The following is a 14561-nucleotide window of genomic DNA, read 5'->3' on the forward strand; positions in this document are numbered from 1 at the left end:
AAAAAAAAACGAAAAATAGCAACTTGCCCGAAAATGATGCTTGGATCACCTACAAAATCTACGACAGAATAAGCGTTTGAAGCCTTTTCTACTCCAAAACTTGCCCGAAAATGACCATTTGTTGGGATGTTGAGGCAAAATTATGAAAACTTTTCTGAAACTCTCACAGGATATAACTTCTAGCCATCGCATGGCACTTCGTTGCAGCTACGCTACCTTTACCCCTTGTTCGACCTACGGAACTCAATGCATCTCAGCTAAGGAACGACGAATATTCAAGTTTTTCGGAGTGTTAAGCAATGTTCCGCCAACAGTGTCCATTGCTAAAGCTAAGCCTCCTCGAAAAACCCTCTGCTCAAGTTCTTGGAGGTTGCCTCCCTACGAAGGGGGAACCAGCTAGGGCTTCCCTGTTCTAATTCCTCTATTGATTCTGAAGTTGTGGTACTTGCCAGAAGTTCTTTCACGTTTCCCGGTGATTCAAGCGATACTGGCTGGTCCGGGTCACAAATCCTGTTTTGGATTGGATCATCCCCTGTGTTTTGATTACATAACTGGGGGGATGATCCAGGGGCAGCGCTGTCCTGAGTAAATCGCTCTCGCCTAGCTTTGCGCTCCTTCAAGATTCCGGTCACCCGTTGCCAATGCTCGATATCAAGGCGATAAACTCGGAGCTTTTCGCCTTTGTGCCCCTTTACCGAGCGTGACCACCGCCAAACAGTTTTCACACCCATCTGAGATAGAAGCTGATGAACAATTTGGGTGTCACTCACCTTTGAGCTAACGGTGAAGTTTAATGCAACTTTGACTTGTGTAGCCAACTGTCTTGCGACGTTTGCTACCTCCTCTAGGTCATATTTAGTCCACTCTCGATCGGGATTCAAAAATGTCTCTAACCCAAGCTTGGCCCTGAGCGCGCGACGCAGTTCAGAGCCGCTGATATCCCAGGGACAAATCCCTCGATTCCAGGATGCCTGCTTCTGCAATGTTTTTGCAGTGAAGTCAATTGCCATGCCGGGGTAGAGCTGCGCTTCTAAGCTGAGCAGCTCCCCCCGTCGCCGCCCCGCTTCATCCCATAAGACATCCTCTACAGTCAGGGTATCCAGGCAATAGAAATCAGCCAGGTAGAACCGTGAAAGGGCTAACTGTTCTTCTGGACTTAAGGTTTCGCGCTGCTCAAGTAGAAGGATGTCAGAGTAAGTGAGCTGGGGAGCATTGATCAGTGCCACCGCGTCCATCTGCCTCAGCTCGTCTTTTGCGTCTCGCAGCAGTGCTTTAACAATCGAGTTAGAGCAATGATCTTCAACTTGAACCCGATTTCCTTCATACCTTAGCCGCACCAGTAGAGCAGTATTCAGGCTGTGCATTGAGAAGTTCTGCGCTGCACTAATCCGGCTAAACAAATTGACGTGGGGGTCAGTTTGCCAGTCATAGCTGGAGATCGCCTCAACGGTATCTTCCCTCAGCCCAGAGCGAACCAATCTGACTGTGGCACTTGTCCTTGATTGCAGGTGAGACTTTACTTCAAGTGCATGGGTTGAGCGGCTAACCTTGCTGAAATTGGAGCCGCGCTTGGCACACCAGACAATCCGTTCAACAGATTCTCTGGCCCGTCCCAGCGCTTGAGCCATGTCAGCATCGGTGGAGCTGCCGCCCGTAAAAATTCCAAAGACTTGGCTGATAACGCCTTGAGTTTCAATGCTCACTCCCGTTGCCATTGACGGAGAGGCAATAATCACGTCATACTCGCCCCGCTCCAGGACAATATCAGGGCTTTGAATAAACTCCCGTTCGCACTCGCTCCCGCTGGTTTCAGAATTGATTAGCAGTACCCGCTTTTGGGGCGATTCTTTGGCAATCAAACGGGCGATCGCTTTCCCCTTGTTGTCGGTGCAAACCATCAGCACCTTGCCAGCTTCTAGCTGTCGCACAGCCTGGAGTAGCTCGCCGATAACGGTGGTCTGGTCAGGAGACTGAATAAACCGCACCGGGTAGCCAGTGGCGGTGTAATCGTTGCGGATGAGGAAAACAGACGAATTGTCCCCTCGCAACTCCTGAATATAATTGAGCGTCGCATTGTCTAGATCAGCATCAGCCAGCAGAACCCGCCGCGCCGCTTGAATCAGTTCTCGGAAACGGGCTAGTAATGCAGGGCGTTTCCCTTCCTTCTGACAGGTCGAGCTGGTCAATAAATGGCGAACCACCTGCACCACTTCATCTAGAATCAAATCGCACCCTGCAAAGCGGCTAGGGTCGATTGCAAGCAGGCTATCAACGCACAGCCCAACCCGCAGCGTGTAGGCACAACCGTTAATGAATTCTCCGGCTACCTTGTCCAAATCACCTCGGTAGCCAAGCTGCAAGCGATCGCAAAGGTTCCGCATCAGCGCAGTTCTGTGCCCTGCTGCAATCACTTTTTCAGCACCGCCAGTAACCGATCCGAGGAACTTCGTTTTCCCCGATCCCTTCGATGAGGCAATGGCAATAATCCCTTGCTCTGGGAGATTTGCTATCTGCAAAGTGCTTAAATCAGCCGTGCTAACTCGCAGCGCCGCACTGTAGGTCAGACGATTTTCTAGCCGCTGCCAAATCTTCCAGTGTTCGAGTGAGAGAGCCCCATCGTGCGCCTGGTGCCAGGCATCAGCGCCACGAGTAGTGATCAGGTCATCGACCCCCTTCGCTTTGCCCTGCTCACCATCCCAGAGGGCGATCGCTACATCACAGCCAGCAGCCTTCAGCAAACTGCCGAATCGAGTTAGAGCGGTATTAACCCGCCGCTGGGTTTTAAATTTCTCATCCTGGTCAAAGGCAAGGCAGGTTCGCCGTCCTTCTGTAGCAAATCGCTCTAAGTCAGGAATGAGGGAGGGATCGATAGGATTTCCTAAGCGGTCTTTCGTGGAGTAGCCGCCGTTGACCCCGTAGAAGGCGATCGCCACATAGCCCAAGCTGAGGAGCGAGAGTGCCTTTTTAGCCCCCTCGGTCAGGACGACGGGAATTTCTGGATGCTTCTCTAGCCACTGCCAGAAGGAACCATCCAGAGGCACTTCTACCCCAAACCTGGTGCTGATTCGTTGCCTGATGCTTGTGGGAACAGGAGGAAGGTAAGCCTTTGACCCGTTGCTTACAGGAGTCTCATACTTCTGCTGTTTGCCCTTTTTAGTGTCCCATCTAGGATTACTGAGCTTTGCCTGCCAGGTTGAGCCATCTTCATTGAGAATCAGTGCTGCCTGAAAAGACTCTTTGACCTGATACCCAAACCGTGTGTATTGCCAGTTCAGTGCTTCATGGATGGGCGTAAAGACATCACCTGCTTCTGTTGGCTCAACGTCGCAGACGATGGATACGGCAGTGCGATAGAGTTCAGGGTCAATTGCCGATCCCTGAATGAACTCCTGCTTAATCTTGTGGCTAAACTGCTCAAGTGATGGCGTTAAAGTCTTTGGTGCAGGGACGATCGCTACTCCGGGTTTGATTGGAGGAGTTATCTTGCAACCCCTTCCCTGAGTAGATTTGAATGTCTCTCTGTCCCTTAGTTTCTGGGGATCGGTCTTCTCGACGGTTTTGAAGTTTGCAGCGTAAGAAATTTTCATTGTCGGCTACCCTGTGGTGTTGGATGGGAGCCGAGCCGTCACGTTACTTTGAATTCAGGTCTCTTACACCCTGAGGGTCAGGGTGGCAAAAAGGTAGTTTTTTGCTAATATCGACATGGAAGCATTCTCCGGAATCCATCTGGAATTCACGGGACTACGTGCATCCACTAAAGAAAAAAGCATAGACAATTCTTGCCTGCTAGACATCTAGTAGTGCTAAGAGACCGGAACCGGGACGTTGGTGAACTCAAATTTGCATCACAGGTTTGGCGACATGGGGATGCAGTCTGAGTAGGCGGCTCGGTTTTTGGTTTATTTAAGTTTTTTCAGCCTTTGGAAGTTCTTGCTTTCAGAGGCTTCCGCATTAAGTTTTTGTTTTATCTCCTCCTGGCAAACAATTAATCATGTTTCTTAGCCTCTCCATCTTCAGCGGCTAATTCTCTTAGCGAGATTTGCAATATGTCACAAAGGCGCTGCATTTGGACTGGTACTAGCTTTGGAGCATGGCGTCCCGTTTCCCAAGCCTGTACTGAAGACTCAACACATCCCACAGCTAAAGCAACTTGCAAGCGTGTTAGTCCTAGTTCTTTACGGCGTTTCAAAATTCTTTCACCGACAGACATGGGAATTGTGACTTTCATTACTGGTAGTCCGGTAGTTGAGACTTGGTGCTTATCGTAGCAGAGATCTAGCAAAAGCGATCATTTCTCTGTCCCAACAAATGGTTTTTGCTTCTCTACTTCAACCAAAGCATCAGCAAACATTACTAGGGTTAAGATGCCAGTTCTCCAATCAGCAAATTAATGGTTTGCTGTTGTGCTGCTGATAGTTGCACCATCTGTTACACCATTGGCAACTTCTGCTCCTTTTTCTCACCCTCTGCTTGAGGTTCCTTCGGCTTGCGCTCAAACACTTGGATGTTGGGTTGCTCCAGTACGAACCCCTGCTCAGTTGCAGTGCCCATTTTGCCTGCGATCGCCGCTACCCACTCTGGATAGTTTGCTTGGGCATCCTCCAGTTTCTTCCAAACTTTTGGCTTAACGGTTGCAGTTATCAATTGCCCGTCGCAGTCTATCTCAAAAGACTTCCAACCGTTCTCAACCGTCTGCGCTTCAGGCATTTCGTTGATTTTGATAGTGACTTCTAACTTTCCTGAAACAGGCATCTTTTCACCTCTTGGCTTAACAATTAGCTGAACCAGCAGCGATACTGCTGATTTTGCCCGCTCCTAATCCTGCTAGGCTGTTGAACTCTGGCGCGCGAAACTCCGTACTGTTGTGCCCTGGCTGTACATTCCCAATCTGCCTCTTCAGGGCTTGCCGCAATGATCGGCTCACCCCACTCGGAGACCACCTCTCCAGGCTCTTCGATAGGTGAGTAGTATCTCCCTCCAGTTTGATTGTCTTCCCAAACGTAATAGGTAATTCCTCCAATCCCAGCAACCCCAATCTGAAGGCATCCTACTCCCGTGCCACAAATTGCCGGGGGTGTGGGACTTGCTGGGTTTGCTCTTGCAGGCATGGTAACAGGTACCGCAAAGGCTGCTGCTAGGGCGATTGCTGCAAAAGGTTTGCTTCTCATGGCGATCGCCTCAGATCTGCCGTTGCAACAGGTCAATGAGCTTTGATACGCTCTCAGCCTGTCGTGCTGCCGTCTCAGCCTGCTGCTGGCTTGTGTCTGCAATTCGCTCTATTTGCAGCTCCAGCCGCGTCAAATTCTCGGTGAACCGTCCGATCTGATCGGTGATGGCTTCCAAGTTTTCGGCAACGCGATCCAACCTACTCGTTAACCGCTGATCGAGGTCGGTAATTCTCACGTTGGTAAGCTCCACTGTCCTCTGAATTTGACTGACCTTAAGTTCAATCCCGCCTGGTGGCTCTTTTGGTGGCATTGCGATCGCCTCACTCTTCCTCACTGTTTCCGTTCCCGTTGGAACGATTGCCGTACATTTCTTCAATCATTCGCCGCATCTCGGCGCGGTCTGCTGCTGCCAACTCTACTTGTGAGAAAAACATCTGGGTTAAATCCTGGATGTGTTCATCAGTACGTTGTCCTGACTCCTCAAGCAACCGACGTGTTTCGGCGAGTGCGTTGCTGTTAGCTTCAATCGCTCTGGCGTTGGAGGCGATTTGCTGAGCATTAGACGCAAGTTGTTGATCAGTCACCTCAGCCCGCAGCGCAAGTTGCTCTAGAATTCGCTCGATGCGATCCAGTCGCGATGGTTCTGATTGAGTCATGGCGATCGCCTCACTTGCCCTTGTCATCGAGCTTCTTGAATTCGCCGCGATCCTTTGCTTCCCTAAGCCCTAATTCAATCAGGTAGGCTGCAAGATTCGCTGTTGGTCTGCCCTGATACTCCGCCCATCCCTCTAGGTCTTGGTGAACGGTATCAGGGAGTGTTACGAAAATTCGTTTGCTCACGTTTTGGATCATAGATCTACTTGCTGCTAATACTAGCTTTAAGTTTCTTTCAGACTATTATCGTCTATCTTTTGATAGCAGATCTATTGCAAATAGCTATCTATTAGCTACAAATTTATGCTAGTATCTTGTTCAAGTAACGGACAGTGAGCGAACACGCTACGAACGCAGAAAAACAAGCGCTCGCCACTCCCTCTGTTGCCTCTGAACTGACTTCAGATTCAGTAATTGCAAAGCTTTTACCAAACTCAAGCAGGAGAAAAGACAGCATGACTTCAGCGTTGTCTAAGTCCACAAAAGGAACATTGAGCGAACGTTCAGAGAACACGGGGCTAATTCGCCCCTTAGTCTGCTTCGACGGCGGCAACAGAACGCTGCAATGGCTCGATCCTTGCGGTCGAATTCGCAGCATTCCGGCATTCATCAAGCACTTTGACCCCAGCTGGCAGGACATGCAGCCAGACGATCAAAGCGTTGTGATTGAGTTTGAGGGTGAGCATTTCGTTTTGGGTGCCGTGGCCCGTGATAACGCTGGGATTCCAGTTGTTCAAGATGACAAGTGCCAACTAGCGCGGAAGCTTGTCCTGGCTGCATTAGAGCCAAATCTAGGGCAGAACACACTACGAGTAGAGAGACTGGGAATCGCCCTTCCGACCAGCCGTTCTGAGCTAGCAGTTAAACAGGTCAAGGCGATCGAAGGTATCCACGAATTTACGCGCAACGGTGAGTCCGTCATTGCCACTGTTCGTAAGGTTGAGCCGATTGATGAAACCCTTGCGGCTTACAGGTGGGCATCGCTCCATCGGCTCTACAGCAGCAGACAGAACATCAACGGTGTTCTAGATCTCGGTGGTGGAACTGGCATCGGCAGGCTCTACAGCGTCTCTGGATCACTAATGCGAGATGCAGACCTGATTCTGCCAGGGACCAAGGAACTGGCAATCAAAATCAGCGTTCGCCTCAATGCTCAAATCGGAGCATCAGCCCCACTTGCGGCAATCATGGATGGCATTGAGCGCGGCGATTACGAACTGGGAACTTCCGGCATTAACTTCCGAGGTGCCTTTGAAAATGCCCGTGCTGAGTGGCTTGACGAGATTCGAGGCGAGGTCAAGACTCGCTGGGGGCGCTGGCTTAGCTCCGGTGAACTGGGCGAAGTTCTGATCATTGGCGGCTCTGCTCCAATTGCAGAACCCTTGCAGATTGCTACTAAGGGACGCTTCAAGATTGCTCCTGATCCGCAGTTCATCAGCATTCTGGGCATGACAAGACTGTGAGGGTGAACTAATGGCAAACTCCCGCATCGTCCTCGACCCAGACATTAGAGCTGTCGTTGATCAGATTCAATCCAAGACCAAGACCGCCAGCCCCTCGCAGGCGATCGCCCTGATGGTTTCTCGGTATGGCAGGCACCTGATCGAAACCTGGGAGCTTGACCCAAATCGATATCCTGATCCGTCTCCATCTAGCTCCTACACGCAGCCAGTTCAGGCGATCGCCCCTGCTGCTGAGCCTACATCTAGGGGCGACGGTTTCAAATTCACGGAGCCAATTGAACTGTGACCGCTGAGTAAATCGAGCGACAGCACCCGCTCATCACTCAAATGCACGAACGGCTACACATCTTGCAACTCTCTCTCGAAGCTGTAACCCTCACTCTAAAGGAGTTACAGCAATCGATTGATCGAGTAAATGACAACTAACCAGCCCGTCCCCGACCAAAGTTTCGGGCTGGCATCACTCCCACTCACTCATTCATAGGAGCTAATTCTCATCATGGCAAAGGATTTAGGCTACTACGCTTCAGACCGCGATGGATTTTTTGATGGTTTGGTAGACCAATACGGCAACCAGCTACAGCGCATCAACATTACTGAAAAGCTGTTCATGATTAGTGCGATCGCCACGATGCACTTCATGGACGGCAGTATGGCAGATGCATTAGGCATTCTGGGCGACAGCAAGGACACCCCACAGGAGATCAGAGATATCCTCCTTCAGCTTGAGCCGATGGACTACAGCACTCAATTTGGCTTTATGGAGTCGCTGTTAGCTCAGTCAAGAGAACAGTATCGTCTGCAAATCGAATTCCTCCGTCAGCTTGCCAATGCAGGCGTTAGCAACGATTTAGCTGAAGAAGTGTCTTGCATCATTGCGGCTGGTGGCGAACGCACAGACGCGCAAATTGCGCTTGTGAGCCAAGCCTGGAGGCAGGTAGTTGAATCAGATCCCCGCTTGGCTAACCGAATCGAAATGATGATGACCGCCCCATAGCACTCACCATCAAAGCCCCTAGCTGTTGCTGAGGGCGACTTTTACCTATCTAGAGAATCAGCTAATGGACTTCAAAGAGTACCAATCCCAAAACAAACCGAACTGGATTAAACGCAACCCCGTTCCATCCGCAGCGATCGCTCTCATGACGCTAGCTGCTGCCGTCAACTTCCCCACCATTGCCCAAAACATGGAGGCAACCGGACGGGTGAGAGAAAAGGCAATGGAGAACAGTGAACTAAACCAGCAGCTTCAGGCAACCTCATTGTTTGTAGAGCAACAAGCAGAGATTGCAGAAAAGCGCTACAGCGGAGGCTGCGTCCTGGTCGTAGCGAGTGACGACCCTAGCAAATTTACTTCTCTCACTGAAGGTCAGCCAGTCCTGGATGCAGTTCGAGGGGTTCCGCTCCCTGCTGGCACTGTCGTTTGTGATGCCTTCGGAAACACGTCCCGCATTGTTCCAGTGGATGGCAATCCAGTAGCAGGCGAGTTTGCATTTACCGGCAACAAGCAGGTTGTGGAGGATGCGATCGCCGCTTCCAACGCAGACGCAGAAATCAATCAGCCCAACATCGAATAGGAGTTACAGCTATGGCATTTGGACGTAAAGCAAACTCGCCAGGTACAACTCGCAACCCTCGCAGCACAACCGATATACCCCACAGACCTACCAGCAGAGGCAACAGAAACTTCTTTCGCGCAAACGCCGAAAACATTTGGTTCCTTCACATTGCCTACTGGTTGGCTGCATCAGTTGGGATCATTATTGCCCTCTTCAATGTCATTCCCTACGAACGGGCGGTGCGATATCTATTCGGCAGAGCGATCGCGGATTCAGGCATCCTTGAAATCGTTAGTCAAGTACCCGTAATCAACGCAGTAGTAGGAGTTTCCGCGATCACTGCCTTTTGGATTATTGGCATTGTTTTCTGGGGCTTGCTTCAAATGATGGAGTTGTTTGAGAAGTTCCTGAGACGCAATCGTGCCTTCATGCAGTACACGATCGATGATGCCAACAGCCACCAAAAATATGTAATTCACGAGGACGATGATCCGTTGCTGGTGGCAATGAAGCAGTTCTACAATCGGTTGCCCTTGCTCACGATGAGGGATGCCCGGAAAGCGAAACTAATTGCCTACACGATTGATTTGTGCGTCTGCATCTGGATCTATCCGCCTATTGAGAATGGTGGACCTGGTGAACTCATGATCGTGTTATTGACGGGGCAATGGAGTCTGATCGCCTGGGCCAATGTTGTCGCCCTTTTTGCAACCTTGTTCATCGTCGAAATCGTTGTTGACATCCTGTTTTGGATCAGTGACCTTATCCGCTTCGTGCAGGTTGGCATGAAACTTCAGTAATTGCTTTTTGGGCGTTGCAAGATACCTCGTAACGCCTCTCTTATATAGCTTTCAGGTATTTCCAATGACGAATTTCAATCGCTCTAAAATTCAACGCACTGCCCATGATTGGCTGGCGATCGCTGACGAGGCAAACGAAAAATCGGGCAATCCTACCCTAGTTGCCACTGCTGGCGTAATTGGCGGTTTAGCCTTTGCCTCACTCACTGCGTCGCCCTTGGTCGCAGCCATCCCGATTGGCTGGGGCGTGTGGGAGGCTTGGAAAATCAACGGCCGTAAGGCAAAGAATGACGAGGCGATCGCCGTTGGCTGTGTTGCCAGCATTCTCACCAATGAACTGTTTCACCAGTTCAGGCAGCAGGTTGGAGATGAGGTAGTCTATGACCAGCTTGATTGGGCAGAAGAGTCTAGATTGCCCCTTAGCCGCGATGCTCAAGATTTTCTCACTTGGTATCGCCAGTTCAAACAGCCACAGCTACCTGCTACTGAGATGACCGGGGAATTACCTGCTGCACAAGACCAAGAGCCAGCAGGAGCAATTCAGCAGGAGCAGCAACAAGTAGTAGGGACTAACACTCGTCTGAATGCGGTGAACGTGCCAGCGCAAGCTCTAGACGATTTTGAAGACACAACACCAGCCGTACCAGTACAGCAACCTGTATTTGCCCAGCCAGCGGCGATCGCCCCTGTAGCAAACCGTCAAGCTTCCACACCTCAACCAACTTTAGAGGACTTGCTATGTAAGGGGGCATCTCCTGAGCAAATTGCACAACGGCTCAACTTCCACGCACGTCTGAAGCTGCTGGAGCGGTCAATGAGACAGCATGAGGGAGGATGGCTCATCAGCTTCATCAGAACTCCAGTTGCGCTGATCATTGGTCGCCCTGGCTCTGGTAAGTCTAGCTTTGCTGGCTTTGTTGCAATGGCAAGGGAGCTAATGTTTTCGGTTCCCGGCTACTGCTATGAAGGAGTACAGCCCATCCGCTCTACTTTGGTCGCTGACCCTAATGCCCATCTAAAAATTGATTCAATTTGGTCAAGGCGTTGGGATGTGCGAGGCAGCGGAGATGACTTCAAAGCTGTTGAAGATTCCATCCGAGAGATGTACAAAGCTTTTGCTAACTCCAGAGGCGAGAACTGGCGGCAATGGATCTATGACGAAATGACTGCCTGGAGCGGGGCGATCTCAGATGTCAGGCTGCTGGGTGGATTCTTGCCCCAAGTCACCAGCAAAGCCAGAGCAAGTTTAGATTTCATCATTGGGTGTAGCCATAACGACACCTTAGAAGCCCTTGGGGGGAAGGCTGGACAGGCACGGCTCAAGGATGACATGACCAGCCTTTATCTAGGGTCGAAAAACACGCCCAATGGTGTTGTGCCGACACTTAACGGTCTGGTTTGTGGGCTTGATTTTGATGACCACAATCGACCGATTGAGCAGAAAATTAGCCTTCAAAGTTGGATGCAACCTAGCTTCTTGGAAGCGATGTTTCCAGAGGTTTACTCAGCTCCATCCGAAACAACTAACGCCATAGGTGATACTGAAACATTAAAGGTTTCAGATGCATTAGGTGAGCCACTAAAAACCATCTGGCTATTTGCTAAAGAGCAAGGTGATTGGATTAAACCTCGTGATGTTCAACGCAAAAACTTTTCAGTGCTGAAGGATGCTAACTCTGAAAAGATTCGTCAGTACTTTGGGCTTTTATCTGATATGAACTACGGGGAGATAGATGAATCTGGCGAATCTGTCACGTTCAGAGCAAACTAGCTGTCGCGTGGTTGTCATGTACGACGCGACAAGCATGACAGCCCTATACGACAACGGACGCGACAAGCCACGCGACAGAACGCGACAACTTACGCGACACACTGGAACAAACACAAAAGTGAAAAAAATCTTCTACAAGAGCAGAGAGTTTCTGTTAGCAGTAGGAGTGATTGATGGAAGTGTAGGTTCAATAATCGCTCGCTCTTCCTCGTTTGAGCCTTTTATTGAAACCAGTCTTTTGCTAGATCATTCTCTTTTGTCATCCCCTAGAAATCTTGCCTGATACCTCAACAGGATCAGCGCCACTCAATTTCTCTGAAACCACCTAAAGTCAATATGCCACGTCCCCCTTCACAGATGCAGACGCGAGATCAAGTCTGGTTAATCGCAATTCCAAAACGTCAAGCATTCACCCAACCTCAGTTTCATTTCGGCGAGCGCGTTAAGTGGCAGGTCCAAGACAACCTGCAGAACTGGCAGAGCGGACAGATTGTGGGAATGCAATTCACTGTAACAGGATGGCAGTATTTTGTTGAACTGGATAGGAACACTGCACTGACAACCGATCTAGCCGTTTCAACTAGCATGGCAGAACAGTATTTACGGTTAGTCAAAGACGCTGCTTCGGTTCGGGATTACTTGCGGGGTGAACCCGAGTGGTTTCTCACAGAGCCTGCTGCATTCAAGCTGGGAATCTCTACTGAACAGCTGCGTAAGCTTAGACGCAAGGGACTGTTTAAGAATGGACATCACTACCGGGACATCAGCGTGCCTGGTTCCGGGCTGCCTCGGTGGCAGTGGCATGTAGAGCGCTGCGTTAAAGCACTAGAAATACCGCCGGAGAAGCGCTCCATTCGGAAAGGGTAAAGCATACGAGGCTCTGGAACCGATCACTTCACAAACAGCCATAATGTCTGTGTGAGTTGGCTTAAGCAAGTTCACAACCTACAGTAATACAGCTATATGCGACTAGCCTCTTAGGAGATGGGTCAGCAGATCGGCTCAAGAGTAGTGAAAGTTTAGGGAAGCTAATCAAGCTGACCTCTGAAAGCCTTACCACTCAAGCAACTTCATTTTTCTAATGTCTTGGAAGCTAGACAAAATTCTAACTAATCGCGATTTGCTCATATTGTGCCAGAATCAGAATTAAATCAGCGAAGCTTGTTGCTCTAGCCAGCTTTCGGGCTTTTTTGGAAAGAGCGTTTGGGTTCAAATATTGTTAAAGCTTGTCAAATGTTCTTCGTGGAGTAGTGAAAGATTAGGGAAGTGAGAGCTGATCAGATCAAGCCGTTTTTGCCATCATCCCCCCATCACCCCCTGTTCTAATCTTCACAAACGCTGCACCTGGACTCCTACAGGGCTAGCCTACTCCAGAGTCATTTGCCTGACTAATTCTGGGGTGAGCACTTTTCCAAGCAGGCGGTAAGATGGGTTGCGTAAAAGGGTGGCGAAGGTCGCAGGGTGCTTGTAAGGTTCCCCCTTTTTAGTGGTGAAGACGTAGCTATGCTGTGGGTTGCAGGCAGCACGCAACCCCTGAGTCTTTACCTCCAAGTTCTCACTCTCACCAGAGTACTTAACTAGCCACTCTTCCAGATACTCATAGAAGCAGCGCCCATCAGGGTATTTCTCATTTGGCACGGGGACTAGTTGGGCTGAACCCGCTGCTTCGCTCTGACTACACAGCTCTGAGGACAACTTCATCCACCAGCAGTGCTCTCGCTTGTACAAGAATCCTCCGGTCGTGGGTTCTGCTCGAGAAAAGTGCCACTCTTGGGATGGTTCAGCCCGCAGAATCTGCAAATTCCGGTAAACTCGCTGCCGTTGCGGCAGCAAATAGGCCAGAAAAGCAGCGAGCAGAAATCGTTGGTAACTTTGGGCGATTGCTCGAATGGGACGAACTGACCCTAAGCTCTGTCCTTGGGCTTTGGATTGAGTACTTTGCAGAAACCGAGAAGCGCATTCCTGGCGGAGTGCCTCGACCAGCTTGAGAAATTCCTGCCACTGGAATGTCTTCTTTGACTCATCACTCACGGATATATGGTCACGAATCAATTTGATGACCTTCCGCTGCTTCTGACGGAGCAGTTCGATTACAGGAATATCTAGATACTTCTCAACACGGGGATAATCTGTTTCCAAGCGATAGAGGAACTTTGCAACTGCCACCACTGCAACCAGTATCTTAGACACCGTATGTGGACTCTGGCTACCTCGACCAGATTGCTCAGATGGGGTTGCCTCCGGGTCTGTTTTTAGCCAGTTCAGATAGTCCTCAATTAAGTTCATTGTCCTTTGGGCTGCGGCTGTTGCCCGACTTTGTGCAGCTTGCGGGTCTTGAGCAGTTTTGATCGGCTCAAATGCCACAATCTGCTTCAAGCTCAACTGGGCAAGCGGTACTTTTTGAATCCGATGGAGCCAACCCAGGAACAGGAGAACCCATTGCACATATTGTTCCGCTGTAGAGGTTCCTACTTCCTTTTCTTTATTGGGACGCACTTCCGGGTTGACAAGGAATTGATAGAACGCAAAAAGTTCTCGTCTCAAATCCTCAGGAAGAACATCTCCTTCTACAGCCCCTAATCCATATTGGTTAGGACTCTTCCGAGAAGTGAGGCGTACCTGTTGAGCAGAACCTTTGCGTGCCCTCTGACGTGGAGTAATCTTGCGCTGTTCCTCGAGCGAACCCGGATACCAATCCTGTTGGCGGCACCAGTTCATCATCTTATTAAGGGCTAAGCGGTAGTTGCGCCGACTGTTACCAGGAACCTCAAATTCCTCAAACTGCTGTTCCTGAATCTCAGGTGCCTGGGGTAACTGGTCTAATGGCACTTTTTTGAGATGCTCTAGCCCTGCCTCAATTTCTGCAGCTTTGAGTCGCTGACCCACAGGACCTGAGAAGCCCCACCCCGGCAACGTGTAGCGCAGCAGGGCAGTTTGGAGTTGAGCGATCGCGGCATTTGCTTTGTGAGTGGGTTCAGCGACTCGAACTGCTTGTTCATAAGTCGTGAACACCTCAAACATTGAAGCTGGCTTTTGTCGATCAGGCATACAGAATTTAGAGTAACTCCAATAGTTTCCATCCTAAAGAGATTTGCAAATCTAACTAATATGACATTATAATAAATAAGTAGGTTAAGCTCTTTTCC

15 protein-coding genes are annotated in these 14561 nt (G+C 50.0%); 7 read left to right on the plus strand and 8 right to left on the minus strand.

Going from position 1 to position 14561, the window contains the following annotated elements; genetic code table 11:
• Positions 1 to 329: 329 nt before the first annotated feature.
• The 7 genes from H6F88_RS04520 to H6F88_RS04550 all read right to left on the minus strand — a co-directional run bounded on the left by H6F88_RS04520 (position 330) and on the right by H6F88_RS04550 (position 6020).
• On the minus strand, positions 330 to 3587 hold the full coding sequence (locus H6F88_RS04520; protein WP_190641561.1) for a plasmid replication protein, CyRepA1 family: 3258 nt from the start codon (positions 3585 to 3587) through the stop codon (positions 330 to 332).
• A gap of 398 nt (positions 3588 to 3985) precedes the next feature.
• Entirely contained in the window at positions 3986 to 4228 is a 243-nt protein-coding gene (locus H6F88_RS04525; RefSeq protein ID WP_199333452.1) for a helix-turn-helix transcriptional regulator, read from the minus strand.
• A gap of 200 nt (positions 4229 to 4428) precedes the next feature.
• The gene (locus H6F88_RS04530) at positions 4429 to 4752 is read right to left on the minus strand and encodes a fertility inhibition FinO-like protein (RefSeq protein ID WP_190641562.1); all 324 of its coding nucleotides are present in this window, start codon (positions 4750 to 4752) and stop codon (positions 4429 to 4431) included.
• Between the two features lie 23 nt (positions 4753 to 4775).
• Positions 4776 to 5168 (minus strand): hypothetical protein, encoded by a 393-nt coding sequence (locus H6F88_RS04535; protein WP_190641563.1) that lies wholly within the window; start codon positions 5166 to 5168, stop codon positions 4776 to 4778.
• Between the two features lie 10 nt (positions 5169 to 5178).
• Positions 5179 to 5478 carry a hypothetical protein gene (locus tag H6F88_RS04540; RefSeq protein ID WP_190641564.1) on the minus strand — a complete coding sequence of 100 codons (300 nt, stop codon included), beginning with the start codon at positions 5476 to 5478 and terminating at the stop codon, positions 5179 to 5181.
• Between the two features lie 10 nt (positions 5479 to 5488).
• On the minus strand, positions 5489 to 5851 hold the full coding sequence (locus H6F88_RS04545; protein WP_190641565.1) for a hypothetical protein: 363 nt from the start codon (positions 5849 to 5851) through the stop codon (positions 5489 to 5491).
• Entirely contained in the window at positions 5835 to 6020 is a 186-nt protein-coding gene (locus H6F88_RS04550; protein WP_190641566.1) for a hypothetical protein, read from the minus strand. Before H6F88_RS04550 ends, H6F88_RS04545 begins: the two co-directional genes overlap by 17 nt.
• Before the next feature lie 257 nt (positions 6021 to 6277).
• On the opposite strand from H6F88_RS04550, the gene H6F88_RS04555 reads away from it, so the two are divergent.
• From H6F88_RS04555 to H6F88_RS33120, 7 genes are all read left to right on the plus strand, one after another.
• Positions 6278 to 7285: a ParM/StbA family protein gene (locus tag H6F88_RS04555; RefSeq protein WP_190641567.1), complete on the plus strand. Its 1008-nt coding sequence runs from the start codon at positions 6278 to 6280 to the stop codon at positions 7283 to 7285.
• Positions 7286 to 7295: 10 nt separating this feature from the next.
• The gene (locus tag H6F88_RS04560) at positions 7296 to 7571 is read left to right on the plus strand and encodes a hypothetical protein (protein WP_190641568.1); all 276 of its coding nucleotides are present in this window, start codon (positions 7296 to 7298) and stop codon (positions 7569 to 7571) included.
• Positions 7572 to 7784: 213 nt separating this feature from the next.
• Positions 7785 to 8282, plus strand: coding sequence for a hypothetical protein (locus H6F88_RS04565; RefSeq protein WP_190641569.1), 498 nt, complete (start codon positions 7785 to 7787; stop codon positions 8280 to 8282).
• Positions 8283 to 8346: 64 nt separating this feature from the next.
• Entirely contained in the window at positions 8347 to 8862 is a 516-nt protein-coding gene (locus tag H6F88_RS04570) for a hypothetical protein (protein WP_199333453.1), read from the plus strand.
• Between the two features lie 11 nt (positions 8863 to 8873).
• The gene (locus H6F88_RS04575) at positions 8874 to 9644 is read left to right on the plus strand and encodes a hypothetical protein (protein WP_190641570.1); all 771 of its coding nucleotides are present in this window, start codon (positions 8874 to 8876) and stop codon (positions 9642 to 9644) included.
• Positions 9645 to 9708: 64 nt separating this feature from the next.
• On the plus strand, positions 9709 to 11415 hold the full coding sequence (locus tag H6F88_RS04580) for an ATP-binding protein (protein WP_190641571.1): 1707 nt from the start codon (positions 9709 to 9711) through the stop codon (positions 11413 to 11415).
• Between the two features lie 336 nt (positions 11416 to 11751).
• The gene (locus tag H6F88_RS33120; protein WP_242050391.1) at positions 11752 to 12282 is read left to right on the plus strand and encodes a hypothetical protein; all 531 of its coding nucleotides are present in this window, start codon (positions 11752 to 11754) and stop codon (positions 12280 to 12282) included.
• A 498-nt stretch (positions 12283 to 12780) separates the two neighbouring features.
• Here H6F88_RS33120 and H6F88_RS33125 read toward each other — a convergent pair whose 3' ends face one another.
• A complete protein-coding gene (locus H6F88_RS33125) occupies positions 12781 to 14463 on the minus strand; it encodes a hypothetical protein (protein ID WP_242050392.1) in 1683 nt (560 codons plus the stop codon).
• Positions 14464 to 14561 lie beyond the last annotated feature (98 nt).

Origin of the sequence: Oculatella sp. FACHB-28 (assembly GCF_014696015.1) — a bacterium.
In the GTDB taxonomy this organism is placed as follows: Bacteria; Cyanobacteriota; Cyanobacteriia; order Elainellales; family Elainellaceae; genus JAAUTN01.